The sequence below is a fragment of the Geobacillus sp. WSUCF1 genome (genome assembly GCF_000422025.1).
Classification (GTDB): domain Bacteria; phylum Bacillota; class Bacilli; order Bacillales; family Anoxybacillaceae; genus Geobacillus; species Geobacillus zalihae.
Window position 1 is genome coordinate 14,387 of record NZ_ATCO01000132.1, and the last position, 24,823, is coordinate 39,209.

General features: G+C 54.5%; 27 protein-coding genes and 2 pseudogenes. 21 read left to right on the forward strand and 8 right to left on the reverse strand.

The genetic code is table 11. The features are described 5' to 3' along the window. Positions 1-113 precede the first annotated feature (113 nt). Positions 114-731, reverse strand: a complete 618-nt coding sequence (locus tag I656_RS03900; RefSeq protein WP_015374465.1) for a trimeric intracellular cation channel family protein — start codon at positions 729-731, stop codon at positions 114-116. A gap of 160 nt (positions 732-891) precedes the next feature. On the opposite strand from I656_RS03900, the gene hflX reads away from it, so the two are divergent. From hflX to glnA, 4 genes are all read left to right on the forward strand, one after another. Next, positions 892-2,139 carry a GTPase HflX gene (hflX, locus tag I656_RS03895; RefSeq protein ID WP_020756058.1) on the forward strand — a complete coding sequence of 416 codons (1,248 nt, stop codon included), beginning with the start codon at positions 892-894 and terminating at the stop codon, positions 2,137-2,139. Positions 2,140-2,152: 13 nt separating this feature from the next. Continuing rightward, entirely contained in the window at positions 2,153-3,424 is a 1,272-nt protein-coding gene (locus tag I656_RS03890; RefSeq protein WP_033006258.1) for a methionine gamma-lyase family protein, read from the forward strand. Positions 3,425-3,500: 76 nt separating this feature from the next. Continuing rightward, on the forward strand, positions 3,501-3,902 hold the full coding sequence (locus I656_RS03885) for a MerR family transcriptional regulator (RefSeq protein ID WP_020756060.1): 402 nt from the start codon (positions 3,501-3,503) through the stop codon (positions 3,900-3,902). A gap of 39 nt (positions 3,903-3,941) precedes the next feature. Beyond that, positions 3,942-5,276, forward strand: a complete 1,335-nt coding sequence (glnA, locus tag I656_RS03880; protein WP_033006260.1) for a type I glutamate--ammonia ligase — start codon at positions 3,942-3,944, stop codon at positions 5,274-5,276. A 63-nt stretch (positions 5,277-5,339) separates the two neighbouring features. Here the strand turns inward: glnA and lexA are convergent, their stop codons facing one another. Next, positions 5,340-5,963 carry a transcriptional repressor LexA gene (gene lexA, locus I656_RS03875; protein ID WP_011230827.1) on the reverse strand — a complete coding sequence of 208 codons (624 nt, stop codon included), beginning with the start codon at positions 5,961-5,963 and terminating at the stop codon, positions 5,340-5,342. A 151-nt stretch (positions 5,964-6,114) separates the two neighbouring features. Here lexA and yneA point away from each other — a divergent pair, with 151 nt between their 5' ends. The 8 genes from yneA to I656_RS03845 all read left to right on the forward strand — a co-directional run bounded on the left by yneA (position 6,115) and on the right by I656_RS03845 (position 14,275). Beyond that, positions 6,115-6,420 carry a cell division suppressor protein YneA gene (yneA, locus tag I656_RS0116295; protein WP_033006263.1) on the forward strand — a complete coding sequence of 102 codons (306 nt, stop codon included), beginning with the start codon at positions 6,115-6,117 and terminating at the stop codon, positions 6,418-6,420. A gap of 19 nt (positions 6,421-6,439) precedes the next feature. Further along, on the forward strand, positions 6,440-7,093 hold the full coding sequence (locus I656_RS03870; protein ID WP_033006265.1) for a recombinase family protein: 654 nt from the start codon (positions 6,440-6,442) through the stop codon (positions 7,091-7,093). A 129-nt stretch (positions 7,094-7,222) separates the two neighbouring features. Next, positions 7,223-7,453, forward strand: coding sequence for a DUF896 domain-containing protein (locus tag I656_RS03865; protein ID WP_013145682.1), 231 nt, complete (start codon positions 7,223-7,225; stop codon positions 7,451-7,453). Positions 7,454-7,553: 100 nt separating this feature from the next. Continuing rightward, entirely contained in the window at positions 7,554-9,560 is a 2,007-nt protein-coding gene (gene tkt, locus I656_RS03860; RefSeq protein WP_015374472.1) for a transketolase, read from the forward strand. Between the two features lie 246 nt (positions 9,561-9,806). Continuing rightward, positions 9,807-10,241 (forward strand): sporulation inhibitor of replication protein SirA, encoded by a 435-nt coding sequence (sirA, locus tag I656_RS0116300; RefSeq protein WP_033006267.1) that lies wholly within the window; start codon positions 9,807-9,809, stop codon positions 10,239-10,241. A gap of 89 nt (positions 10,242-10,330) precedes the next feature. Continuing rightward, the gene (locus I656_RS03855; RefSeq protein WP_011230833.1) at positions 10,331-10,543 is read left to right on the forward strand and encodes a YneF family protein; all 213 of its coding nucleotides are present in this window, start codon (positions 10,331-10,333) and stop codon (positions 10,541-10,543) included. Positions 10,544-10,667: 124 nt separating this feature from the next. Beyond that, positions 10,668-12,407, forward strand: coding sequence for an ABC transporter transmembrane domain-containing protein (locus tag I656_RS03850; protein WP_011230834.1), 1,740 nt, complete (start codon positions 10,668-10,670; stop codon positions 12,405-12,407). 89 nt (positions 12,408-12,496) lie between these two features. Further along, positions 12,497-14,275, forward strand: a complete 1,779-nt coding sequence (locus I656_RS03845; RefSeq protein ID WP_011230835.1) for an ABC transporter ATP-binding protein — start codon at positions 12,497-12,499, stop codon at positions 14,273-14,275. Positions 14,276-14,332: 57 nt separating this feature from the next. On the opposite strand, the gene I656_RS03840 is transcribed toward I656_RS03845, so the two are convergent. Beyond that, positions 14,333-14,512, reverse strand: coding sequence for an aspartyl-phosphate phosphatase Spo0E family protein (locus I656_RS03840; protein ID WP_011230836.1), 180 nt, complete (start codon positions 14,510-14,512; stop codon positions 14,333-14,335). A 168-nt stretch (positions 14,513-14,680) separates the two neighbouring features. Between I656_RS03840 and I656_RS03835 the strand changes: the two genes are divergently transcribed. The 3 genes from I656_RS03835 to I656_RS03825 all read left to right on the forward strand — a co-directional run bounded on the left by I656_RS03835 (position 14,681) and on the right by I656_RS03825 (position 16,494). Then, positions 14,681-15,388 carry a cytochrome c biogenesis protein CcdA gene (locus I656_RS03835; RefSeq protein WP_011230838.1) on the forward strand — a complete coding sequence of 236 codons (708 nt, stop codon included), beginning with the start codon at positions 14,681-14,683 and terminating at the stop codon, positions 15,386-15,388. 68 nt (positions 15,389-15,456) lie between these two features. Next, entirely contained in the window at positions 15,457-15,813 is a 357-nt protein-coding gene (locus I656_RS03830) for a response regulator (RefSeq protein ID WP_015374476.1), read from the forward strand. Positions 15,814-16,014: 201 nt separating this feature from the next. Continuing rightward, positions 16,015-16,494, forward strand: a complete 480-nt coding sequence (locus I656_RS03825; protein WP_020278238.1) for a CcdC family protein — start codon at positions 16,015-16,017, stop codon at positions 16,492-16,494. A 189-nt stretch (positions 16,495-16,683) separates the two neighbouring features. On the opposite strand, the gene I656_RS03820 is transcribed toward I656_RS03825, so the two are convergent. Next, positions 16,684-17,118: a DUF2621 domain-containing protein gene (locus tag I656_RS03820; RefSeq protein WP_011230841.1), complete on the reverse strand. Its 435-nt coding sequence runs from the start codon at positions 17,116-17,118 to the stop codon at positions 16,684-16,686. 271 nt (positions 17,119-17,389) lie between these two features. Here I656_RS03820 and I656_RS03815 point away from each other — a divergent pair, with 271 nt between their 5' ends. Together I656_RS03815 and I656_RS0116305 are read left to right on the forward strand one after the other, a co-directional pair. Beyond that, the gene (locus I656_RS03815) at positions 17,390-18,064 is read left to right on the forward strand and encodes a cell wall hydrolase (RefSeq protein ID WP_020756072.1); all 675 of its coding nucleotides are present in this window, start codon (positions 17,390-17,392) and stop codon (positions 18,062-18,064) included. A gap of 53 nt (positions 18,065-18,117) precedes the next feature. Further along, a pseudogene (locus tag I656_RS0116305) lies at positions 18,118-18,237 on the forward strand (PTS lactose/cellobiose transporter subunit IIA); the annotation flags it as partial. Positions 18,238-18,447: 210 nt separating this feature from the next. On the opposite strand, the gene I656_RS03810 reads toward I656_RS0116305, so the two are convergent. Next, on the reverse strand, positions 18,448-18,594 hold the full coding sequence (locus I656_RS03810) for a small acid-soluble spore protein P (protein WP_011230843.1): 147 nt from the start codon (positions 18,592-18,594) through the stop codon (positions 18,448-18,450). 125 nt (positions 18,595-18,719) lie between these two features. Between I656_RS03810 and I656_RS03805 the strand changes: the two genes are divergently transcribed. Continuing rightward, entirely contained in the window at positions 18,720-18,980 is a 261-nt protein-coding gene (locus tag I656_RS03805; protein ID WP_011230844.1) for a hypothetical protein, read from the forward strand. Positions 18,981-19,050: 70 nt separating this feature from the next. Here the strand turns inward: I656_RS03805 and sspO are convergent, their stop codons facing one another. Further along, positions 19,051-19,200, reverse strand: coding sequence for a small acid-soluble spore protein O (gene sspO / locus I656_RS03800; protein ID WP_008879509.1), 150 nt, complete (start codon positions 19,198-19,200; stop codon positions 19,051-19,053). Positions 19,201-19,447: 247 nt separating this feature from the next. Here sspO and acnA point away from each other — a divergent pair, with 247 nt between their 5' ends. Continuing rightward, a complete protein-coding gene (gene acnA / locus I656_RS03795) occupies positions 19,448-22,168 on the forward strand; it encodes an aconitate hydratase AcnA (protein ID WP_033006274.1) in 2,721 nt (906 codons plus the stop codon). Positions 22,169-22,205: 37 nt separating this feature from the next. On the opposite strand, the gene sspL is transcribed toward acnA, so the two are convergent. Further along, positions 22,206-22,343: a small, acid-soluble spore protein L gene (gene sspL, locus I656_RS03790; protein ID WP_011230846.1), complete on the reverse strand. Its 138-nt coding sequence runs from the start codon at positions 22,341-22,343 to the stop codon at positions 22,206-22,208. A gap of 72 nt (positions 22,344-22,415) precedes the next feature. On the opposite strand from sspL, the gene I656_RS03785 reads away from it, so the two are divergent. Then, positions 22,416-22,889, forward strand: coding sequence for a divergent PAP2 family protein (locus tag I656_RS03785; protein ID WP_033006275.1), 474 nt, complete (start codon positions 22,416-22,418; stop codon positions 22,887-22,889). 104 nt (positions 22,890-22,993) lie between these two features. On the opposite strand, the gene I656_RS03780 is transcribed toward I656_RS03785, so the two are convergent. Next, the gene (locus tag I656_RS03780; protein WP_020756080.1) at positions 22,994-23,920 is read right to left on the reverse strand and encodes a DMT family transporter; all 927 of its coding nucleotides are present in this window, start codon (positions 23,918-23,920) and stop codon (positions 22,994-22,996) included. 232 nt (positions 23,921-24,152) lie between these two features. On the opposite strand from I656_RS03780, the pseudogene I656_RS03775 reads away from it, so the two are divergent. Continuing rightward, positions 24,153-24,817, forward strand: a pseudogene (locus I656_RS03775) (ribonuclease H family protein). Positions 24,818-24,823 lie beyond the last annotated feature (6 nt).

Sequence of the window (24,823 nt, forward strand, 5' to 3'; positions counted from 1 at the left end):
AATGACCGGTAAAAAAGAAAAATGGCAAAGCTTTAAATTGCATCTATATAAAAGCGAGGAGCCGTCTATCTTTTCGTACGAATCAATGAGTAGATGTTGTTTTTGCCATTTGATCATTGCTCGCCCGCTTTTTCTCCAACCGCCCGCCGCGGCAGCTTCCAACCGTATGTGTACGACAAAATGCGGAGGGCGGCGACGACAATCAACAGCACATACAGCTCCATGGGCGATTCGGCCCATTTCAGCCCAACGGCGAGACCGGCGAGAATGGCCCAGGCGGCATAAATTTCTGCGCGCAACACGAGCGGCTTTCTTCCCGCCAACACGTCACGGATCATGCCGCCGCCGCTTCCGGTCAACACCGCGGCGACGATGACCGCGCTTAATGGATGCCCCATGTTGACGGCATGCAGCGCCCCTTGAATGGCGAACGCGGACAACCCAAGGGCGTCAAAAAAGTTGCCCCACCGCTTCCACGGCGGCAGCATTTGCTTTGGGAACAAATACACAACTGTCATGGCCGCCAAAGCGACAAGAAAGAGCGGCTGCTGTTCCCATAACGCCGACACGGGAACGCCGATCAGCAAGTTGCGCACCGCTCCGCCGCCAAAGGCGGTGACGATTCCCAAAATGTACACCCCAAGCAAGTCGTACTCCTCTTCCATGGCGACGATCGCCCCGCTGATGGCAAAGGCGATCGTGCCGATGATGCTCAATACTTCCCACGTCATTCGTGCTGTTCCTTTCCGTGTCGTGTTCTTGTATCATTGTAGAGGCAAAAGCGGCGGAAAATCAATCGTTTTTTTGGAACGAACTAGCAGACCGACGGTGGGATTTGGTATCATGAACGTAGAGAACATGTTCGCCGCGAGGGAAAGGAAGGGGGATGCCATGAGCCGTGAACAAGCGATCCTTGTCGGCTGCCAGCTCGCTGGTGTCGATGATGAACGGTTTCGCTATTCGATGGAGGAGCTCGCTTCGCTCGTTGCGACGGCGAACGGCGAGGTTGTGGCAGAGGTGACGCAAAAACGTGAAGCGCCGCATCCGGCGACGTATATCGGCAAAGGAAAAACGGAAGAGCTCGCCGCCCTTGTGAAGGAACTCGAACCGGATCTTGTCGTTTTCAACAGCGAGCTTTCCCCAAGCCAAGCGCGCAATTTGACGAACCTGCTTGGCGAGGTGAAAGTCCTTGACCGGACGCAGCTCATTTTAGACATTTTTGCTCAGCGCGCCCGATCGAAAGAAGGAAAGCTGCAAGTCGAGCTCGCCCAGCTGGAGTATATGCTGCCGCGCCTTAGCGGCCAAGGGGAGGCGCTGTCTCGCTTGGGCGGCGGCATCGGCACGCGCGGTCCGGGGGAGACGAAGCTGGAGACCGACCGCCGTCACATTCGCCGCCGCATTGACGATATTAAAGGCGAACTTCGCCGGGTGGCTGAGCATCGCGAACGCTACCGCGAGCGCCGGCAAAAAAACCGCGCCTTTCAAGTGGCGCTTGTCGGCTATACGAACGCCGGCAAGTCGACGATTTTCAACCGGCTGACCGCCGCCGATTCGTTCGAGGAAAACTTGCTGTTTGCCACGCTCGACCCGTTGACGCGCAAATGCGTCTTGCCATGCGGCTACACGGTGCTTCTCACCGATACGGTCGGGTTCATTCAAGACTTGCCGACGACGCTTGTCGCTGCGTTTCGCTCGACGCTTGAAGAAGTGAAGGAAGCGGATTTATTGCTTCACGTCGTCGATTCGTCGCATCCGGACTACGCCGAGCATGAGCGGACGGTATCGCGGCTCTTGGCGGAACTAGGGGCTTCTTCCATTCCGGCCGTCACCGTTTACAATAAAAGCGACCGGCAAACGCTGGAATTTCTCCCGACGACAACCGATGCGATCGTGATGAGCGCGCTCTCGGCTGCCGATGTCGACCGGCTCCGCCGCTTTATTGAAGAAGCGGTGAAACGGCAAATGGTTCATTATGACGTATCGATCCCGAGCGGGGAAGGAAAACTGCTCGCCCAGCTAAAATCGGACACCATTTTGCACGAATGGCATTATAATGAACAGGGGGGCACGTACGACTGCCAAGGGTACGTGCTGCCAGCGCATCCCTTGTATGGGGAATTGCAATCATTCCAACGGTAGAAAGGGTTCATCGATGTTTTGGACACAATGGAAACATGGAGAAACGATCGCTGCACTTGTTGAGGAAGTCGAACGGCAAATTGCGCCGATCCACCGGCGCATCGACCGGATGGTCGATGCGAACCAATATCGTGTGCTCGACAGTTTCCGCCGCCATCAAGTGAGCGACGGGCATTTCATCCCATCGACCGGGTATGGCTATGACGATATCGGCCGCGATACGCTTGACCGCATTTACGCCGATGTATTCGGGGCGGAAGCGGGGCTTGTGCGCCCGCAAATCATCTCCGGCACGCACGCGATTGCCATCGCTTTGTTCGGCGTGTTGCGCCCGGGCGATGAACTGCTTTACATCACCGGCGCTCCGTACGATACGCTTGAGGAAATCGTCGGCGTCCGCGGCCGCGGCGTCGGCTCGCTGAAAGAGTTTGGCATCCGCTACCGAAGCGTGCCGCTTACGGCGGACGGGGCCGTTGATTTTCCGGCGGTGCGCGGGGCGATGAACGAGCGGACGAAAATGATCGGCATTCAACGTTCGCGCGGCTATGCGACACGCCCGTCGTTTACGGTCGACGAAATCGCGGAGATGATCGCTTTTGTCAAAGCGATTAAGCCCGACGTCGTCGTGTTTGTCGACAACTGCTACGGCGAGTTTGTGGAGGAGAAAGAGCCGTGTCATGTCGGCGCCGATTTGATGGCCGGCTCCCTCATTAAAAACCCGGGCGGGGGCTTGGCGAAAACAGGCGGCTATATCGTTGGGAGGCAAAAATACGTCGAAGCGTGCGCTTACCGGATGACCTCGCCGGGCATCGGAGCGGAAGTCGGTCCGTCACTGTATGCGTTGCCGGAGATGTACCAAGGGTTTTTCCTCGCCCCTCACATTGTCGGCCAGGCGCTCAAAGGAGCGGTGTTTACGGCGGCGATGCTCGAGCGCATCGGGCTTTCGACATCGCCGTCGTGGAAGGAGAAGCGCACGGACCTTGTGCAATCGGTCCGCTTTGACGATCCAGAACAAATGGTTGCTTTTTGTCAAGCCATCCAAGCCGCTTCTCCCGTCAACGCCCATTTTACCCCGCACCCAAGCGAGATGCCGGGCTATGAAGACAAAGTCATCATGGCGGCCGGCACGTTCGTGCAGGGCGCGAGCATCGAGCTAACGGCAGACGGGCCGCTGCGGCCGCCATATGTCGCCTACGTGCAAGGCGGGCTGACGTATTCACACGTCAAAATCGCCATTTGTTCAGCCGTCCACCGTTTGCTTGAACAGCAGTTGATTTGTTTGTGAGAAAATGTAACGCTTCATTGACTCGTTTCTTGACATTATGGTAAAATGAAGGTATCAAAAGCGAGGAGGAATTGGCATGAGCAGCCATATTCGTCGTTCCATGCCATTGTTTCCGATTGGGATCGTGATGCAGCTGACGGATCTATCGGCCCGCCAAATCCGCTATTACGAAGAGCACGGCCTCGTCACGCCAGCGCGCACGGAAGGCAACCGGCGGCTGTTTTCGCTCAATGACATTGACCGCTTGCTGGAAATTAAAGATTTGATCGACCAAGGCGTCAACTTGGCGGGCATTAAGCAAATTTTTGCCGCGCGGGAGGAAGGACGCCACCAGCAGGCGGAGAAAGTCGAAAAAGTAGGAAAACCGAAGCTGTCGGACGAAGAACTGCGCGAAATTTTGCGGAATGAATTGCTGCAGGCCGGGCGGTTCCAGCGCGCATCGCTTCGCCAAGGAGATCTCGCTCGCTTCTTTCATTAATGACGGAACATGATTTCCGAGCCGGGGAGGAGTTTGGACATGGCAAAATATACGCGTGACGACATTCTACACATCGTCAAAGAGGAAAATGTCAAGTACATCCGCCTGCAATTCACCGATATTTTGGGCACGATCAAAAACGTCGAAATTCCGATCAGCCAGCTGGAGAAAGCGCTTAACAACAAAATTATGTTTGACGGGTCGTCGATCGAAGGATTTGTCCGCATTGAAGAGTCGGATATGTATTTGTATCCGGACTTGGATACGTTCGTCATTTTCCCGTGGACCGCAGAAAAAGGGAAAGTCGCCCGCTTTATCTGCGACATTTACAACCCGGACGGCACGCCGTTTGAAGGCTGCCCACGCTACAACTTGAAGCGGATGCTGAAAGAGATGGAGGCGCTTGGCTTCAACGCCTTTAACTTAGGAGCTGAGCCTGAATTCTTCCTTTTCAAGCTTGACGAAAAAGGACACCCGACGATGGAGCTGAACGATCGCGGCGGCTATTTCGATTTGGCGCCGACCGATCTTGGGGAAAACTGCCGGCGCGACATTGTGCTCGAGCTTGAGGAAATGGGGTTTGAAATCGAAGCGTCCCATCATGAAGTCGCCCCGGGCCAGCATGAGATCGATTTTAAATACGCCCATGCGATTAAAGCGTGCGACGACATTCAAACGTTTAAGCTCGTCGTCAAAACGATCGCCCGCAAACATGGATTGCATGCGACCTTTATGCCGAAGCCGATTTTTGGGATTAACGGTTCAGGAATGCATTGCAACCTGTCGCTGTTCCGCAACGGTGAAAACGCCTTTTTCGATCCGAACGGCGACTTGCAGTTGAGCGATACGGCACGGCAGTTTATCGCCGGTGTGCTGAAGCATGCGCCGAACTTTACGGCGGTGACGAACCCGACCGTCAACTCGTACAAGCGGCTTGTTCCAGGCTATGAAGCGCCGTGCTACGTCGCTTGGTCGGCGCGCAACCGCAGCCCGCTCATCCGCATTCCAGCTTCGCGCGGCATGAGCACGCGCATTGAGGTGCGCAGCGTTGACCCGTCGGCCAACCCATACTTGGCCATGGCGGTGCTTTTAGCCGCTGGGCTTGACGGCATTCGCAACAAGCTCACTCCTCCGGCGCCAGTGGATCGAAACATTTACGTCATGACGAAAGAAGAACGGCTCGAAGAAGGCATTGTCGATTTGCCGGCAACGCTCTATGAAGCGTTGGAAAACTTGAAGTCCGATGAAGTGATGATTCACGCGCTCGGCAAACATTTATTCGAGCATTTCGTCGAAGCGAAAGAAATCGAGTGGGATATGTATCGGACAACGGTTCATCAATGGGAATTGGACCAATATATGGAACTCTACTGATTCATAAAAAAGCTGCCCCGTTTTTTTCAGGGCAGCTTTTTTATGGGCGCAGGCCGGCACGAGTCAGTCGAACAGGCGATAGACGCCGATCACTTTGCCGAGAATCGTGCAGTCGCGGACGATGATCGGCTCAAGATGGGCGTTTTCCGGCTGCAGGCGGATGTGGTCTTTTTCCTTGAAAAACCGCTTCACCGTCGCCTCGTTGTCTTCCGTCATGGCGACGACGATGTCGCCGTTGTTGGCCGATGACTGCTGGCGGACGATGACGTAGTCGCCGTCGAGAATGCCGGCTTCGATCATGCTGTCGCCCATCACTTCAAGCATAAACAGCTGCTCCTCGCCGGCGGCGAGCCGCTTCGGCAGCGGAAAGTAGCCTTCGATGTTTTCCACCGCTGTAATCGGTTGACCGGCCGTCACCTTGCCGATGATCGGCACCGAGATGATCTCCTCTTTTTCTCTCTCCTTGGCCATATCGTTGTCCAAAATTTCAATGGCGCGCGGCTTTGTCGGGTCGCGGCGGATGTACCCTTTGCTTTCTAGGCGCGCGAGATGCCCGTGGACCGTCGAACTTGACGCCAGTCCAACCGCTTCCCCAATTTCCCGCACCGACGGAGGATAGCCTTTTGTTTTTACTTCCTGTTTAATAAACTCTAAAATTTGCTGTTGTCGTTTTGACAGTTTCGTCATGGTTTCACACCTCTCGCCACATCATTTGCCTTCATTATACCATGCGGAAGACGAAAAAACAAACATAAGTTCGAGTTTTTTATTGACACAAACAAATGTTCTTGACTATAATGAAGGAAAGCGAACAAACATTCTAGAAAGGGTGGGGAGAATGGGGAGAACGTTGCTGCACTATGTTTTGTTTTCATTTTTGTTTGCGCTCGTGTTGGCAGGGTTCGTTTACGCCAGCAGCCCGGTCGATAAAAAAGAATACGTGACGATCACGGTCGCTCCCGGCGATACGCTTTGGGGGCTGGCAAAACAGTACGAACAGGAACACCATATGCCGCCTGATGAGTTCATCCGCTGGGTCGTCGATGTCAACCATTTGCCGAGCCCGCGTCTTGCCGCCGGTGAACAAATTGTCATTCCTGTGTTAAAATCAAAGCAGGGCGGCTCGGTGGCCGTCAATCAGTGATGGAAAGAAGGGATTGGCCATGAGGGCGGTCATTTACTGCCGAGTCAGCACGGACAAAGCTGAACAGGAAACGTCGCTCGCGAGGCAACGAGATGAGCTCGAGCGACTGGCGGCCGAGTGTGGATTTGAAGTCGCTAAAGTGATCGCCGAGCAGGCGAGCGGTTATGAAGCCGACCGCGACGGCGTGTTGGAGCTGCTTTCGCTTTGCGAGGAAGGCGAGGTCGATGTGCTGCTCATTCAAGATGAAACGCGGCTTGGGCGCGGCCATGCGCGCATGGCGGTGCTGCATTGCTTGAAAAAGCAAGGGGTGAAAATATACAGCGCCAGCCACCGCGGGGAGATGCCGCTGTCGGAGGCCGATGAGATGGTGTTATCCATCATCGCGATTGTCGAGGAGTACCAAAGAAAAATACATAACGCCAAAATTAAGCGTGGCATGCAGCGAGCCATCGCCAGCGGCTACCGACCGGAGCGGAACCTAAGGCGCCGGGGCGAAAACGCCGGGCGCGATCGAATTGATCTGCCGGTTGAGGAGATCGTCCGCTTGCGCGAGCGCGGACTGACGTTTGCCGATATCGCCGCGACGATGCGAAGCTTCGGTTACGAGGCGTCCAAGGCGACCGTCCATCGGCGTTACCAGGAATATATGGACGAGCAACAAAGGCGGCGTTGATCGTGTACTGCGCCTGACCCTAAAGCGGCGAGCGGGCAAAGGAAGCCAAGATGCCATCGTTGCCATCTTCCCGGTTGATCAGATAAGATAAAACAGAGTGAGAATATGGCAGATAGGAGAAGATGATCAATGCTTGCCAAACATAAATTAGCCCGCATCAATGAACTGGCGAAAAAAGCGAAAACGGCCGGCTTGTCGGCCGAAGAGGCCTTCGAGCAAGCGAAGCTGCGCCGTGAGTACATTCAAGCGTTCCGCAAGGCGATGACCGATATGCTCCATACAGTGACCGTCATTGACCCGAACGGCAACGACGTGACGCCGAAAAAATTAAAGGAAAGCCAGCGGCGGCGCTTCCATTAAACGGTCGAAAGAGGGGTGGCTCGGAAAATAACGTTGTACAAGCCGATCGATTTTCTATATGATAGTAAATGACACCATGTTGATGAAAGGGAGGAAGACGATGGCGCATTCAATCGAGGAGTTGGCGATTACGACGATTCGAACGCTGTCGATTGACGCGATCGAAAAAGCGAAATCCGGGCACCCGGGCATGCCGATGGGCGCGGCGCCGATGGCGTACACGCTTTGGACGAAATTTATGAATCATAACCCGGCGAATCCAAACTGGTTCAACCGCGACCGGTTTGTCTTGTCAGCCGGGCACGGGTCGATGTTATTGTACAGCTTGCTTCATTTAAGCGGCTACGACGTATCGATGGATGATTTGAAACAATTCCGTCAATGGGGAAGCAAAACGCCGGGCCATCCGGAATACGGCCATACGCCGGGCGTGGAAGCGACGACGGGACCGCTTGGCCAAGGGATCGCGATGGCGGTCGGCATGGCGATGGCGGAGCGGCATTTGGCCGCTACATACAACCGCGACGGGTTTGAGATTATCAATCATTATACGTACGCCATTTGCGGCGATGGCGATTTGATGGAAGGAGTGGCGAGCGAAGCGGCGTCACTCGCCGGCCACTTGAAGCTCGGCCGTCTGATCGTCCTGTATGACTCGAACGACATTTCGCTGGACGGGGAGCTCAACCTGTCGTTCTCGGAAAACGTCGCCCAACGTTTCCAAGCGTACGGTTGGCAATATTTGCGCGTTGAGGACGGCAACAATATTGAAGAAATCGCCAAAGCGCTCGAGGAGGCGCGGGCGGACCTCAGCCGGCCGACGCTCATTGAAGTCAAAACGACGATTGGCTACGGCGCGCCAAATAAAGCGGGCACGTCCGGCGTCCACGGCGCTCCGCTCGGCGCCCAAGAGGCGAAGCTGACGAAAGAGGCGTATCGTTGGACATTTGCGGAAGATTTTTACGTGCCAGAAGAAGTGTACGCCCACTTCCGTGCGACGGTGCAAGAGCCGGGAGCGAAAAAAGAGGCGGAATGGAATGAGCAGCTCGCCGCCTATGAACAGGCCCATCCGGAACTGGCCGCCCAATTGAAGCGAGCGATCGAAGGCAAACTGCCAGATGGATGGGAAGCTTCTTTGCCGGTATACGAAGCAGGCAAAAGCCTGGCGACCCGCTCATCGTCCGGGGACGTGATCAACGCCATCGCCAAAGCGGTGCCGCAATTGTTTGGCGGTTCGGCGGACTTGGCAAGCTCGAATAAAACGCTCATCAAAGGCGGCGGCAACTTCTTGCCGGACAGCTACGAAGGGCGCAACATTTGGTTTGGCGTGCGCGAGTTTGCCATGGGGGCGGCGCTCAATGGCATGGCGCTTCACGGCGGATTGAAAGTGTTCGGCGGCACGTTCTTCGTGTTCTCTGACTATTTGCGTCCGGCGATCCGCTTGGCGGCGCTGATGGGCTTGCCGGTCATCTACGTCTTGACGCACGACAGCATCGCCGTCGGCGAAGACGGCCCGACGCACGAGCCGATCGAACATCTCGCTTCGCTTCGGGCGATGCCGAACTTGTCGGTCATCCGTCCGGCTGACGCAAACGAAACGGCGGCCGCATGGCGGCTGGCGCTCGAATCGACGGACAAGCCGACTGCGCTCGTCTTGACGCGTCAAGATGTGCCGACGTTGGCGGCAACAGCTGAGTTGGCGTATGAAGGCGTGAAAAAAGGTGCGTACGTCGTTTCACCGGCGAAAAACGGTGCTCCGGAGGCGCTGTTGTTGGCGACTGGCTCGGAAGTCGGTCTGGCCGTCAAAGCGCAAGAAGCGCTTGCCGCTGAGGGCATCCATGTCTCCGTCATCAGCATGCCATCGTGGGACCGCTTCGAAGCGCAGCCAAAATCGTACCGCGATGAAGTGCTTCCGCCGGCCGTGACGAAGCGGCTCGCCATTGAAATGGGCGCGTCGCTCGGTTGGGAGCGCTACGTCGGCGCCGAGGGCGACATTTTGGCCATCGACCGATTCGGTGCTTCCGCTCCGGGAGAGAAAATCATGGCCGAGTATGGCTTTACGGTTGACAACGTCGTCCGCCGCACAAAAGCGCTGCTCGGCAAGTAACCGGAAAAGCTGCCCTTGCGTTGTTGCAGGGGCAGCTTGTTTTTGTGAAAGATGGCTGCGCTTTGGTCAAGTATTTTCGGGGTTGAATCGAGGACAAAGGCTTGTTTGTTGGCCTGTTTGCGGCCGCATGGCCATCGCAAACAAAAATCGACAATGTTAGTGAAAAAACTTGCCGTTAATAGACATATTTTTCCCCTTTCATTTTCTATAATAGAAAATAGATTGAACAGAAATGGGGGATGGGGCATGGTCCGCTATTGGATTTATTTGTTGAATGACGATGTGGCGTCGCATTACCGCCATCGGGCAGAAAAAATTGTCGAACTGCTTCGTGAGCATCAATACGCGAAAGCGCCGCTGAAGGCGATTTGCCGCAAGCAAGTCGAATTTATCACCGAACGGCTGTCATTTTCGCGCCTGGAACTTGGCTTAAAGCAATATTTTGCCGGCCGCGTCGGCAAAAATTTGGAGCGCAATATGTTTGTTTTGCAAAACGATTCCGGCGAAGCGTTGCTTGTCGTGCAAAAGCGCCGCTTGCTTCTTGTCGCTGACAGCGCGCCGCTTGCCGCGGACATCGGACGGGCGCTCGCTCGGATTTCGCCGACGTTTTTGGCGGTCGACGCCGATTTTGTCGATTACTACTGGCTGTCTGCGCCTCGACAAGGAAGAAAATTTGCGTAATGAAAAGATTTTTGCCGCGAAATATTGTCTAATGACGCATCGTTTAGTACACTGTTAGGGAGACAACAAGAAGGAGGAAAATCGCTGTTATGTGGGGTACGATTCTCGTTGGCGTGCTGGCGCTCATCGCCGGGGTGGCGATCGGATTTTTCGTCGCCCGCAAAACGATGATCAATTATTTGAAGAAAAACCCGCCGATCAATGAACAAATGATTCGCATGATGATGATGCAAATGGGAATGACGCCATCCCAGAAGAAAATCAATCAGATGATGAAAATGATGAACAATCAACTGAAATAAGCGAAACGGACACTCGATCGAGAGTGTCTTTTTATTTTGCCAAAATGTTCTTTCAAAATTTTTCTAGTTTTGTTACAATAATATGGCGATTGTTCGTCAGCCAAATGAAAGGAGGGCGGGCCTTATGCGCGTGTTTCGCGATTTGTTTTGGTTTTTCCGTCAAGAAAAGAAGGCGTATATCACCGGCATTTTCGTGCTTGTCATCGTGGCGTTTTTGGAGACAGTCCCGCCGAAAGTGATCGGCTTGTTGGTCGATCATGTGAAAAACGGCACGATGACAAAAGAAGTGCTCATCCGCTGGATCGCCGTCCTCGCCGCCGTTGCGGCGGCGCTTTACGGGCTCCGCTACGCTTGGCGCATTTTCATTTTCGGTTCGGCGGTCAAGCTTGCCCGCCAGCTGCGCAACGAGCTGTATCAGCATTTTACGAACATGTCGCCGTCGTTTTACCAGCGGAAGCGGATCGGCGATTTAATGGCCCATGCGACCAACGATTTGCAAGCGATTCAGCAGACGGCCGGAAGCGGCATTTTGACGCTTGTTGACTCGGTGACGCTTGGCGGGTTTGTGTTGGCAACGATGGCGTTTTCGATCAGCTGGAAGCTGACGCTCATCAGCCTATTGCCGATGCCCGTGATGGCGGCGGCGACGAGCCGCTATGGGACGATGCTCCATCGTCGGTTTTTAACGGCGCAAGCGGCGTTTTCGTCGCTGAACGACAAGGTGCAGGAAAGCGTCAACGGCATCCGCGTCATCAAGGCGTTCGGCTATGAGGAACACGATGTCGAGGCGTTTCGCCGTCAATCGGAAGACGTCGTGGCGAAAAACGTTGCCGTCGCCAAAATTGACGCCTTGTTTGATCCGACGATCGGGCTGCTTGTTGGGCTGTCATTTTTTCTCGCTGTGGCGTTTGGCAGCCAAATGGTTTTGGCGGGCGAATTGACGATCGGCGAGCTTGTGTCGTTTACGACCTACCTTGGCCTGCTTATTTGGCCGATGTTGGCGTTCGGCTGGCTGTTTAACATTGTTGAGCGAGGGCGCGCTTCGTACGACCGGGTGCGGGCGCTGTTGGCTGAACAAGATGAAATCAACGAACGTCCGGATGCCCTTCACATCGCTCCGCAAGGCGACATTGAGTATGATGTTCGTCAATTTGCCTATCCGGGCGAGGCGAAGCCGGCGCTTCGGGGCATTCGTTTTCAGCTCAAGCGTGGGGCGACGCTTGGCGTCGTCGGCAAAACGGGGGCGGGAAAAACGACGTTGCTTCGCCTGCTGCTGCGCGAGTTTGACGGCTATGACGGCGAGATTCGCTTCGGCGGCCGCGACATCCGCGATTATACGCTTTTCGCGCTCCGTTCGGCGATCGGCTACGTGCCGCAAGACCATTTCTTGTTTTCTGCCTCCATCCGCGACAACATCGCCTTTGCCAAGCCGGAAGCCGGAGAGGACGAGGTCGTACGGGCGGCGCGGCTGGCCGACATTCATGATGACATTTTGCAGTTTCCCGACGGGTATGAGACGGTCATCGGAGAGCGCGGCGTTTCCCTATCCGGTGGGCAAAAACAGCGGCTGTCAATCGCCCGGGCGCTTCTCATTGACCCGGAAGTGCTCATTTTTGATGACGCGTTGTCGGCCGTGGATGCGAAGACCGAGGCGCGGATTTTAGCGGCGCTCAAACAGGAGCGGCGCGGAAAAACGACGATCATCGCCGCTCACCGTTTAAGCGCGGTTGAGCATGCCGATTGGATTCTCGTCCTTGACGGGGGGCGAATTGTGCAGGCCGGAACGCACGAGCAGCTGATGGCAGAAGGCGGCTGGTATCGTGACATGCACCGACGCCAGCAGCTTGAGGCGCTTGCGGAGTAACAACAGGTCTGAACGTTCGAGCTCTCGCCAAAAACGAGCGGAGCGAAAAACCTGAAAATACAAGTTGTTTGTAAGATAGGGGGAAGTGGATGAACGACCGATGGTTGACAACAAAAGAGCAGCGGCGCGTCTTATGGCGGCTGCTCGCTTATATGGGAAGATACAAAAAAGAAACTGCGCTTGCGTTTGCGCTTCTTCTGTTGGCAACGGCCGGGGAGCTTTCCGGCCCGTATTTGGTGAAAGTGTTCATTGATGACTATTTGGTGCCGGGCCGCCTCGCTTTTGGACCGGTGGCGGCGCTGGCCGCCGCCTATCTCGGCGTGCTCGTCTTGAAAACGATCATTTCCTACTTCCAGCTTGTCGAGTTTCAGCGGCTCGCTTTGTACGTCATTCAAGCGCTGCGGATGGATGTGTTTGCGAAAGTGCACCGGCTCGGGATGAGCTATTTTGACCGGACGCCGGGCGGAAGCATCGTTTCGCGGGTGACGAACGATACAGAAGCGATCAAGGACATGTTCATCAGCGTCCTAGCGGCCTTTGTGCAAAACGGCTTGTTTGTCATCGGCGTGTTTGTCGCCATGTTTTCGCTTGATGCTAAGCTTGCGTTGTTTTGCCTGTTCATCCTCCCGGCGATCGCGTTCATCATGCACACATACCGCCGCTACAGCTCAGTGTTTTATCAAGAGATGCGCGAACGGCTGAGCGAACTGAACGCCAAATTGAACGAATCGCTGCAAGGAATGGCCGTCATTCAAGCGTTCCGCCAGCAGCGCCGTTTATATCAAGAGTTTGCCGCCGTCAATGAAGCGCATTACAAGGCGGGGATGAAAAACATCCACCTTGATGGACTGCTGCTTCGACCGGCGATCGATGTGGTGTATATGTTGTCGATCATGGTTGTGCTCAGCTTTTTTGGCATCACGGCGCTTGATGGCCCAGTTGAGATCGGCGTGCTGTATGCGTTTGTCAACTATTTGGAGCGCTTTTTCGAACCGGTGACGCAAATGATGATGCGCCTGTCTCTTTACCAGCAGGCGATCGTTTCCGCCTCTCGCGTGTTTGCCCTTCTTGATCATCAAGAAGAGGCGCCGGCCAATCCAAATCGGTCGCCGCATGTGATCGAGCGCGGGGAAATCGAATTTCGGGATGTCAGCTTTTCCTACGACGGCAAACGGGATGTGCTGAAACGGCTGTCGTTTGTCATCCGTCCAGGTCAGACGGTCGCGTTTGTCGGCCATACCGGCAGCGGCAAAAGTTCGATCATCAACTTGCTCATGCGCTTTTATGAGTTTGACCGCGGCGATATTTTGCTTGACGGCCGGTCGATCCGCGATTACTCGCGCGCCGAGCTGCGCCGCCGCCTCGGCCTTGTCTTGCAAGATCCGTTTTTGTTTTACGGGACGGTCAAAGAGAACATTCGCATGTATAATCAGGAACTGGACGACGAAGCCATTAAGGAGGCCGCTCGGCTCGTGCAGGCCGATGCGTTTATTGAGCAATTGCCCGGCGGCTACGACCATGTGCTCGCCGAGCGCGGGGCGACGTTATCAAGCGGTCAGCGCCAGCTTCTTTCCTTTGCTCGCACGATCGCTGCTGATCCGAAAATTTTGGTGCTCGATGAGGCGACCGCCCATATTGACACCGAAACAGAGGAAGCGATTCAAGATGCGCTCATGCGCATGCGGAAAGGGCGGACGACGATCGCCATCGCCCACCGTCTATCAACGATTCAAGACGCTGATCAAATTTTCGTCCTCCACCGCGGCGAAATCATCGAGCGCGGTACGCATCAGCAACTGCTGGCGCAAAAAGGGCTTTACTACCAAATGTACTTGCTGCAAAACGGCCTCGTCGACGTCCATGCGTAAATGGCGGCGTTTTGCCGCCCCTGCTTGGAACAAAAAGAAGAAAGCGCCATGTCCCGCCTAGCGGGAGGCGCTTTGCTTTCGCCGCTTGGTTTGTTCGCGTTGATAGGCATTGAGCAACGTGTCAAGTTCTTTGCTGATTTTCATGGCCGCCGCCGAGTTTAACCCCGTTTTGGCCACCGTGTCGACAAGCTCCATCCGCTTTTGTTCAATCAAGGTCAACAATTTGCATTTCGGCACGAATCGACCGTCCTTTGCTTGAAGTATTGTGTATGGTGCTTTATACTATTTTATCAGTGAACGCAAAAATGGAAAATAGAAAAATTGACCAGGAACAATGAGAAACATGTTACGGGAAGAAGGAATTCTGCTAAAATAAAAAGTAAAAAAGCAGGGGCTGGTTCACCAATGAATGATCTCAATCTATTTTTAGCGTTCGGCGCCGGGTTTTTGTCGTTTATTTCCCCGTGCTGCTTGCCGCTTTATCCGGCGTTTTTATCGTATATCACCGGCGTGTCGGTCAGCGAGTTGAAAGAGGAAAACGCGATGCTGAACCGCCGCAGCTTATGGCATACGCTTTGCTTTTTGCTCGGCTTCTCGCTCATTTTTATCTCGCTTGGCTTTGGCACCTCGCTTCTTGGAAGGCTGTTTGTTGATTATCAAGATGCGATCCGGCAAATCGGCGCGGTCGTGATCGTCGCTCTCGGCCTCGTCGTCGCCGGGCTGTGGAAGCCGGCGTTTTTGCTGAAAGACCGGCGCATTTCGTTTCGTGAACGGCCATCGGGATATGTCGGCTCCGTGCTGATCGGCATGGCGTTTGCCGCCGGTTGGACGCCGTGCATGGGGCCGATTTTGGTGGCGGTTGTCGCTCTAGCCGCCACCAACCCGGGCTCAGGAATGATGTATATGCTTGCTTATACGCTCGGATTTGCCGTTCCGTTTTTCATGTTGTCGTTTTTTATCGGCAAGCTGCAATGGATCCGCCGCCATAGCGCATCCATCATGAAGGCGGGCGGCTATGTCATGGTGGCGATGGGCGTCGTTTTGTACTTTGACTGGATGACAAAGCTGATTGCTTATACGACAAGCTTGTTTGGCGGATTTACTGGTTTTTAGCGGCGATGGAGCCGCCCTTTGTGCGGCTGTTGTTGGAGGAATATCGTTGAGGAGAGGGCGATGGAAAGATGGCTGCCATTTTAATTGCTGACGATGCGAAGTTTATGCGGGTAACGCTGGCGCGCATATTGGAAAAAACGGATCACACCGTAGCCGGTGAGGCGGAAAACGGCAAAGAGGCGGTCGAGCTGTATCGCCGGCTGCGCCCCGATCTTGTCATCATGGACATTACGATGCCGGTCATGAATGGGATTGAAGCGGTGCGGGCGATTAGGGAGATCGATCCCGGGGCGAAAATCATCATCTGCTCGGCGCTCGGGCAGCAGCGTATGGTCGTTGAGGCCATTGAAGCCGGAGCGGCCGACTTCATCGTCAAGCCGTTTGAAGAAACCCGCGTGCTCGAGGCGATTGCCCGTCTTTTGTAAGCGGGCTTCGGCTCCGTACGGCATAGGAAGGCGCCGGCTTATGACCGCTGGAAGACAGCTGGCTGCGTTCCTCTTGGCAAGCGAGAGGGATGAAGCGAGCGCGATGTTTGGCGAAGGCGGGGGCGGCTTTAGAGGACGGTAGGCAAGCGGAGCGGTTTTTGCTATAATAGCGTTGTCCGTGAATTTTGTCGGAAGAAGGTGATGGCTTTGGCGTTCATTACATCGCTCATCGCCGTTGTGATGGCGTTTTTCATCTTTTTTGTGCGCATGAAGGCGTCGGAAAAGCCGACGAATGCCAAAAAAATTATTTTGCCGCCGCTGTTTATGAGCACCGGGGCGCTGATGTTCATCGATCCGGTCTTTCGCGTTACGCGCGGGGAGCTCATCGAAGCGGTCATTCTCGGCCTGTTTTTCTCGCTGTTTCTCATTAAAACGTCAAAATTTGAAATCCGCGGCAGCGATATTTATTTGAAACGCTCAAAATCCTTTATTTGGATTTTGCTCGGGTTGATTGTCATTCGTCTTGGCTTGAAAACGTATTTAGGACGAACGATCGACTACCGCCAGTTAAGCGGCATGTTTTATTTGCTCGCGTTTTCGATGATCGTCCCATGGCGGATTGCAATGTACGTTTCGTATAGAAAGCTGGCGGCGCAGCTGAAACCGCCAGTGCTGACATAAATAGCTGTCCCGCTGATGGACAGCTCCCTTTTTTGTTGCGCCAAGCCGCTTCACTTCGCTTCCCTGGAATTGTCCCGCAGACGGAGCTGAAGTCGTCGGCCCCGGCCTAAAAAGCTGCTTGTTTGGGCCGCTTTTTCCATGCTGAAACAGACGAAAGCCGCCGGTCAGCCTTAGACGAAAGGCGGAACGTCAGCGGCTTTCCAATAAATGTTTATAAGGGGCGAGATCGATGTTCTTCGCCTGCAATGTCCGGATCAAAAACTTATGGTCGCGCTTGGGGGTTGCGATGATATAGCCGCGGATCAGCAAGTCGCGTGTGATGCGCGGCGCCTGTTCCTTGAGCGCAAGCTCGCCGATTTTGCCGGCGATCTTTTGCCGCGCGACGTCGCGGAACAATTCCGGCACAGGGCGAACCAATTCCTCAAGCAGCGCTTTTTCTTCTTCCCCCCATAGATGACGCGTCTGTTCAATGTAATATTCCTGCCAGTCGAGCTCCGATTTCCCATCTTCTTTCGGCAGCCGCTTCAAAAACTTGCGGAACATGAAAAAGCCGCCGATCGACATCATGACAAGCAAAAAGACGACCCAAAGCAAAATAAACCAAAGAAACCATCCGGTCAGCACGATCCCCACCCCAACATGATGATCAACTGTTTTTGCCATAGGCAAGATTCGTCTACTATTATGTCGAAAAGCTTGCTGTTTGGCAAGTTTCAAACAGCGGCTTGTTACGAAGCGTAACGCAACTGTAATGCAACTGTAAAAAAGCTTGTCCCACCTTACAGCGCCAATGGATTGAAAGCCGCCGGCCGCTTTGTATGGAAAAGATATACAGTGACGTTCCCTTCTTTGCCTGCTAATCTAGTAAACAAAGAAAAAAAGCCAAAAGGCAACGATGAGGGGGATGCGCAGAGTGAAAGTGAAAAAGACGATTGCAGCGCTCACGATCATTTGCTGTATGGCGTTAAGCTCTCATGGGCTGTCGGCGGAAGCGGCTGGCTCGTATACATACTATCAAGTGAAAAAAGGCGATACATTGTCGAAGATCGCCAAACAATATCATACTTCGGTTGCTTCGTTAAAGTCGTTAAACGGGTTAAAAAGCGATGTGATTTATGCCGGCGAAAAGATAAAAGTGCCGGCTGCGGCGAAGCGATCGGCTTCGGCGCCGGCAAAGAAGAAATCGATCTCATTAAGCGCCGCCGACCGGAAGCTGCTCGCCCAGCTTGTGCAGGCGGAGACCGGTTCGAGCGAGCCGTTGGTCGGCAAGGTGGAAGTGGCGCTTGTGGTTTTAAACCGCACAAAGCATCCGGAGTTTCCAAAGACGGTGCGCGGCGTCATTTATCAAAAAACGAAATCCGGCTATGCGTTTGTACCAGCCAAAACGGGGAAATTGACCCGCATTCAGCCGACCAAGCAGGATTACGAGGCGGTCGACAAGGCGCTGGCCTTATTCCCAAACGATCGCCGCGGCTCGCTTTATTTCTACAATCCGAAAATCACAAAAGACAAATGGATGTTGTCGCGTCCGGTGACGATTCGCATCGGGCACCATGTCTTCACGAGATGAACGGGGTCGAATAAGGCCTCGTTCTTTTGTTTTGTGCATAGCGGCAGCCGGTGGTGACGCTTCTGATGGTGCATGCCCAAGATCATTTAATGACGGCGATCACGGTCAAGGATTTAGCCGCTGAATTCGTGGAGCTGTATGAAGCGCTCAAGCGGCAAACAACCGAATCATAATTGTCGTCGGCCGGCTTGTTGACCGGGTGAGGATGATTCGCTTCAACGGGAATGAACCCAAGGCGGGCGGCAACGGGCTGTTCTAGCGACCGCCCGCTTTGTTGATTTTACAATAATTTTATTATGTGAACATAAGGGCGCCAGCCGTTCAGCCCTCCCGGCTGCCGCCGGTCTCGGCTGAACGGAGAAGGAAAACTCCGCTTGTTTGCGTCACATATCGTGGCTTGTGTTGTGCTTTTGCCGCGTGTGATTGCGGTTCTTCACTTTTTTCGAACCGTCAAGCGGCTCCGGCTGCCCAGGATTGTCGCCTTTTGGGGCGTTTTTGCGCATATCTTTGCCGTCGTTTTTGTTCGTCATTTGTTGTCCCTCCTTTGTCCGTTAGCATGCGGCGTTGTGCTTTCGCTTATTCGGCGCATAATTTGCGCCCGGTTTGAAACGATAAGTAGTGAACGACCGCAATGACTGCGAAGGAGGGACGAGCCATGGTTTACCATAAAACGAAGCAAGAGGCGTTTCAAGCAGCGCAAAAGGCGACGATGGAAGCGAAAGAATGGCACGATCACTTGGTGCGTGATCAAGCCGACTACGGCCACCAGCTGGCCCATCTTCGGCAAGAAGTAAACGAGGCGTTCGCCCAAATTGAAAACGCGCTCGAAGTTGCCTCGGAAACGCAGCGCGTGCAGCTCGAAAAATTCCGCAGCGATTTGCAGGCGATCGTTGACGAAGTCAATGAAAACGAGTAAGGGAATGCCGGCGGCGGACATTCCCTTTTTTCATGCTATGGCAGTCCGGGATGGCGGAATGGCCGCCACGCTATTGGTTCTTTTTTCGTTTTTTGTTGTTTTGGCGCTGTGCTTCTGTCAGTGGTTCATTGGAAAACTCTTCGTTGTAGCCGGCCCCCATTCCTTGCGCTTTGGCGGCGTTCATGCCAGGGATCACGTGGTTTGCTTTTCGCTTTGCCATTCGTTTCACCTCCGCTTCTAGTTTGCGACGAAACGGGCGCCTTATTCCTCTTTTGCCGCGGTAAGGAAGTAATATGGCGAGACATTGGAAATCATTATTTACAACTTGTACTGTTCTATAATAAGATAAAGTCGTGCCGAACTTTATGGGGATTGGGAGAATTCATGCTATTTTTCGACTTTTGTGCGAAAAAATAGTATAGTATTATTATGAAGTGAAGGATTATGAAGTGAAGGGGGTTATACATATGGCGAAACAAGATGTGTTCAACGCCCGCTCTTCATTCGAAGTCAACGGTAAAAAATACAATTATTACCGTTTGCAAGCGCTTGAAGAAGCGGGCATCGGCCAGGTGAGCCGCCTGCCGTACTCGATCAAAGTATTGCTTGAATCGGTGCTCCGCCAAGTCGACGGCCGCGTCATCACGAAAGAGCACGTCGAAAACTTGGCGAAATGGGGAACGCCGGAAATGAAAGACATCGACGTGCCGTTTAAGCCGTCGCGCGTCATTTTGCAAGACTTCACCGGCGTGCCGGTTGTCGTCGATTTGGCTTCGATGCGCAAAGCGATGGCCGATTTGGGAGGCGATCCGTACGAAATCAACCCGGAAATTCCGGTCGATCTCGTCATCGACCACTCGGTGCAAGTCGACCGCTACGGGTCAGACGATGCGCTGGAGTACAACATGGATTTGGAATTCAAACGGAACGCCGAACGGTACAAGTTTTTGAAATGGGCGCAAAAAGCGTTTAACAACTATCGTGCCGTTCCGCCGGCAACGGGGATCGTCCACCAAGTGAACTTGGAATATTTGGCAAGCGTCGTTCACGCGGTCGAAGGGGAGAACGGCGAGTACGAAGCGTTCCCGGATACGCTTGTCGGCACGGACTCGCATACGACGATGATCAACGGCCTCGGCGTCCTCGGTTGGGGAGTCGGCGGCATTGAAGCGGAAGCCGGCATGCTCGGCCAACCGTCGTACTTCCCGATGCCGGAAGTCATCGGCGTCCGCCTGACAGGCAAGCTGCCGGACGGAGCGACGGCCACCGACTTGGCGCTTAAGGTGACGCAAGTGCTCCGGAAAAAAGGCGTCGTCGGCAAATTCGTTGAATTTTTCGGACCAGGAGTGGCGACTTTGCCGCTTGCCGACCGGGCGACGATTGCCAACATGGCGCCGGAATACGGGGCAACGTGCGGCTTCTTCCCGGTCGACGCTGAAGCGCTTGACTATTTGCGCTTGACCGGCCGCGACGAACATCACGTTCAAGTCGTCGAAGCGTATTGCAAAGCGAACGGTTTGTTCTACACGCCGGATGCACCGGAGCCGGTGTTTACGGATGTTGTGGAAATCAACTTGTCGGAAATTGAAACGAACTTGTCTGGCCCGAAACGGCCGCAAGACTTGATCCCGCTCTCGAAAATGAAACAGTCGTTCCGCGACGCGGTGAAAGCGCCGCAAGGCAACCAAGGCTTTGGCTTGACGGAAGCGGACTTGGAGCGGGAAATTACGGTCGAGCTGAACGGCGAACAAGTGAAATTAAAAACGGGCGCTGTCGTCATCGCGGCGATCACAAGCTGTACGAACACGTCGAACCCGTACGTGCTTGTCGCCGCTGGTTTAGTGGCGAAAAAAGCGGTCGAAAAAGGCTTGCAAGTGCCGAAATACGTGAAAACGTCGCTTGCGCCGGGCTCGAAAGTCGTCACCGGCTACTTGCGTGACTCGGGGCTGCTTCCGTATCTTGAGCAGCTCGGCTTCAACATCGTCGGCTACGGCTGCACGACATGCATCGGCAACTCGGGTCCGCTTGCGCCGGAGCTCGAAAAAGCGCTCGCGGAAAGCGATCTGCTCGTGACAAGCGTCCTGTCCGGCAACCGGAACTTTGAAGGCCGCATCCACCCGCTTGTCAAAGGCAACTATTTGGCATCGCCGCCGCTTGTTGTCGCCTATGCGCTCGCCGGCACGGTCGACATTGACTTGCTTAACGAGCCGATTGGCAAAGACAAAGACGGCAACGACGTCTATTTCCGCGACATTTGGCCGTCGATGGAAGAAGTGAAAGACGTCGTCAAACGGGCGGTCGATCCGGAACTGTTCCGCAAAGAATATGAGCGCGTGTTCGACGGCAACCCGCGCTGGAATGCGATCGAAACGACGGACGAGCCGCTCTATCAATGGGATGAAAACTCGACGTACATTCAAAATCCGCCGTTCTTTGAAGGCTTGTCGCCGGAAGTGCGCAAAGTCGAACCTCTCACCGGCTTGCGCGTCGTCGGCAAGTTCGGTGATTCGGTCACGACTGACCATATTTCGCCAGCTGGGTCGATCGGCAAAAACACGCCGGCAGGCCAATATTTGATCTCGAAAGGCGTCGAGCCGAAAGATTTCAACTCGTACGGTTCGCGGCGCGGCAACCATGAAGTGATGATGCGCGGCACGTTCGCCAACATCCGCATCCGCAACCAAATCGCGCCGGGCACGGAAGGCGGCTATACGACGTACTGGCCGACCGGCGAAGTGATGTCGATGTACGATGCGTGCATGAGATACAAACAAGACGGCACTGGGCTTGTCGTCATCGCCGGCAAAGACTACGGCATGGGCAGCTCGCGCGACTGGGCGGCGAAAGGGACGTTCTTGCTCGGCATTAAAACGGTCATCGCCGAAAGCTTTGAGCGCATCCACCGCTCGAACCTCGTTTTGATGGGCGTCCTGCCGCTGCAATTCAAAGAAGGCGAAAATGCGGAGACGCTCGGCTTGACGGGCAAAGAAGTGTTCGACATTCACATCGATGAAAACGTCAAACCGCGTGATCTCGTCAAAGTGACGGCGACGAACCCGGATACGGGTGAGAAGAAAGAATTTGAGGTCATCGTCCGCTTTGACAGCGAAGTCGAAATCGACTACTATCGCCACGGCGGCATTTTGCAAATGGTGTTGCGCGAAAAATTGGCGAAAGTGAAACAATAACGACAAAAAGCAGGCTCCCATATCGGGAAGCCTGCTTTTATTTTGTGTTGAGCTTTTTCGCTGCGTTCTCAAGCTTGCTTTTTGGATCCGGGGTGAACGTTCCGTCTTGGCCAAAGCCTTGCGGGTTGACGCCCGGCGCCTTCGTGCCGCGGTTTCGGCCGCCGTTTTTGGTCATTGCTCTCACCTCCGCTCTTTACGGATAGTATGGCCACCCTTGGTCAAAATATAAGCAAAGGAGGAAAGCGTGATGAACAAGGGGCTGAAGACGGCGCTCGCGACAATCGCGCTCGCCCAGTTTTTGAAAATCCCGATCAAGCAGTTGGAGACTGGCCGATCGGACTGGCGGCTCTTTTTCGAAACCGGCGGAATGCCAAGCTCCCACTCTGCCGGTGTTTCCGCCTTAGCGACATTTATCGCCCTCGAGCGAGGCGTGCGCACGATCGATTTTGCCTTGGCCGCGTTGTTTGGACTGATCGTCATGTACGATGCGCAAGGGGTGCGGCGCCAAGCGGGCGAACTCGCCCTTCGCCTGAACGAGCTTGCCGAGGAAGTAAAAAAGTTAGAAGGAGATCCAAAACAAACCGTTTATCACAAACGACAGCGGCAGCTGCGCGCCCGGCTCGGGCACGAGCCGATCGAAGTCGTCGGCGGGGTGCTCTTGGGCATGGCGACCGGTGCTCTTTCGTATTGGGCGTGCCGACGCCGCAAACGAATGGTTTAGGCGGTGAGGCGGGTGGAGCGTCCACAGCATTGGAATGAGGGCGGCCCAACACCTGGAGTTAGGAAAAGAGCTGTCCCGCTTTTCATGCAGGACAGCTTCTGTCGCTACGATGGGATGTTCCGCTTTTCCCGCCACCGTCTGCCCCAGAGGCGCATGCTTGGCAGTTCGGCGAAAATCATGCCGGCCAAAATCGCAGCGCCGCCAAGCCAGGCCGATGGCGACAGCCGCTCTCCAGCCCAAAGGTAGGCGGTCAAAGCGGCGAACAACGGCTCCATGGCGAAAATCAGCGCGACATGGGCGGGAGTCGTATATTTTTGCACCGCCGTTTGGATGAGAAACGCCGCGGTCGTCGCCAACAACGATGTCACAGCGAGCGCCCCCCATACTTCCGGACGGCGGAGCACCGCCATATTCCACATTTGCGCGGCGTCTTCAAACCAAAAGGCAAAGAAGAAACAGAGGATGCCGACGGTAAAAATTTGCACCATTGTCAACAGCATCGTCGAATACTGAGAGGAATAGCGGCCGGTGACGATAATGTGCATGGCAAAGGAAACAGCACAAAGAAAGACAAAGAAATCGCCCTGATTGAACGACAGCTCCGCTCCCCCTGTCAGCCAATACAGGCCGAACGCGGCAAGTGCCGCTCCAACGACCGCATTCACAGACGGTTTTTGCTTTAAAATCAAAAAGGAAAACAATGGAACGAGCACAACGCTCAGTCCGGTAATAAAGCCGGCTTTCGAGGAAGTGGTATACAACAGTCCGATCGTTTGGAATGCGTAGCCGCAAAACAGCCATAGCCCCATCCACGCCCCAGCGCCGATGACTCGCCATGACAACTGGCCGAAGAGTGGGCGGGAAGCGGCAGCGATCCAAGCGAGAAGCAACAAGCCGGCCAAACTGAAGCGAACGGCGTTAAACGACAACGGCTCCAAAAACGAAATGGCATTTTGGACGACGACGAACGTCGCCCCCCAGACGAACGTCACCATTAGCAGACTCAGATCGGCTATGGTTTGACGCTTCAATTCGAATCCTCCCTCTTCATATGCTTGCGCCCCATCTCATTTTGGGTGCTAGCCGCTAGTGTACCACAAGTAGGCCGAAAAAGATAGATATTTTGGAAAAAAGATGGGCGCCTGCGGCAAAATGGTTGATACAAGAAGAAATTGCGCATAATATTAGGTAATGAACAAGGGCGCAAGTGTGGTAAAATAAAAACCAGCTCCGATCATCGCCACGCGGAAGGGTGACAATGCGTTGGACGTACAAATCCACTGGACGTATATCACGCCGAAAAAACAAGAGGCGTTTCTTGTCTCCGATTGGGTCGATGCCAAAAAGGCGCTCGCTTTGGCGGATGATTTTGAAAAAACCGGGCGGACGAAAACAGTGGAGTTCGTCGATCGAAACGGCACGGTGTGGTCAAAAAAAGAGCTGCAAAAGCTGCTTGAGGAGATCGCCGGCGAGCCGCATGAGATCGTTGTGTATTTCGACGGCGGCTTTGACCATGAGACGTCCCAAGGCGGCGCCGGCGCGGTCGTATACTATAAGCAAAACGATCATCGCTACCGGCTGCGCGCCAACCGCCGGCTCGGCGAAATCAAATCCAATAATGAGGCAGAGTATGCGGCGTTTTGGTTTGTCATGCAGCTGCTCGAGGAACTTGGCGTCCATCATTTGCCGGTGACGTTCCGCGGCGACTCCCACGTCGTGTTAAAGCAGCTGTCCGGCGATTGGCCGTGTTTTGAGGACGATTTCAACATCTGGCTTGACCGCATTGAAGCGAAAATGCGCGAGCTTCACATCGAACCGGCGTACGAGCCGATTTCGCGCAAACAAAATAAAGAGGCGGATTCGCTCGCCCGCCAGGCGCTTGAAGGCAGATCATCACAAGCCGAACGGAATTGACAGGGAAAGGGTAAGGTCGT